We start from the raw sequence: 1,369 nt of genomic DNA, 5'->3' as shown, positions 1-1,369 counted from the left end.
GCCAAGAATATTACCATACTGATACCAATTACCATGGCACCAATAGATGCAATCTGGTTCATAGCAATCCACTCTGGAATTGGAGGATAATCAAAAAATTCTTCTTGGCATTCCATATAAGCCAAGTACGTGTTGCGTAAAGAATACCATTACAGTTCCTATAAATGACATGACAAAGTGAACTTTACCCATTTTTTCATTATACATTCTTCCTGTAACATATGGGAACATGTAGTAAAGGAATCCAATTGAACCAAATGCAATGGTACCCATCACAAAGAGATGGAAGTGGCCAACTACCCAGTAAGAGTCATGTGTTTGGAAGTCTAGTGGCATTGCAGCGTTTGCTACACCGCCTGCACCTGCAGAGAAGAATAATGCAATTCCTCCAACTGCCCACATCATTGGTGTTGCAAATTTGATTCTGCCATTCCACATTGTTGCTATAAAGTTAAACACGTGTAATGCAGATGCTGGAACTGCTGCAAGAGTTCCTACCATAAAGACTGTTTTCTCAGTAAATGACATGCCGGTTGCATACATGTGGTGTGCCCATGATGAGAATCCGACTATAGATAATAACACAAATGCAAAAATTCCAGACTGATAGCTGTGAATTGGTTTTCTTGAGAATCTTGGGATGATTTCATACATCATTCCAATCGCAGGAATAACTAGCACGTATACTTCTGGATGGAATGTAAACCAGAACAAGTGAGCATATGCGATTGGATCTCCTCCCATAGCAGGATTAAAGAATCCACTAACTCCAAGTCTGTCAGTAAGTAGCATTAAGAGGGCTGCAGCAAATGTTGGAATTGCAACTAGGATGATTAATGATGATGATAAAAATGACCATGCTAAAAGAGGGACTTGTCCGATTGACATGTCTGGATGTTTACATTTGAGAATTGTAACGATAAAGTTGATTGCACCAAGTACTGATGAGATACCCAAAATCTTTAGTCCAAAAATCCACATGTCAGCGGCTGGACCTGGAGCACTAATGATAGAGTAGGGAGGTGTTGCATACCATGTAAAGTCTGCAAAGCCCAACCAGATGAGTGCACCTGCTGGTGGAATCATCCAAAATGCAATTGCATTAAGTTTTGGATATGCCATGTCTTTGTATCTGACCATAATTGGAACAAAGTAATTTCCAACCGAGGATGCAAATGGAATGATAAACAAAAAGATCAACGTAGTACCGTGAACAGTAAAGATTCTGTTAAAGGTCATAGAATCAGCAATGATTTGAGAACCTGGTAAGAATAATTCTGCTCTAATTGCAAGAGCTAATGCACCACCCATGAACAAGAATGCAAGGGATGTAATCAGGTAAAGTAAACCGACATCAGTATGATGTGTT

The 1,369-nt window shown here is 39.6% G+C and carries 1 protein-coding gene; it reads right to left on the bottom strand.

What is annotated here, in order from left to right; genetic code table 11:
- Positions 1-90 precede the first annotated feature (90 nt).
- A partial coding sequence (locus BD31_RS00155; RefSeq protein ID WP_008296654.1) for a cytochrome c oxidase subunit I occupies positions 91-1,369 on the bottom strand: 1,279 nt, incomplete at its 5' end.

The organism is Candidatus Nitrosopumilus salarius BD31, assembly GCF_000242875.2.
Lineage (GTDB): Archaea > Thermoproteota > Nitrososphaeria > Nitrososphaerales > Nitrosopumilaceae > Nitrosopumilus > Nitrosopumilus salarius.
The sequence above is the reverse complement of the archived record's forward strand: the minus strand, read 5'-3'. Positions and strand labels throughout refer to the sequence as shown.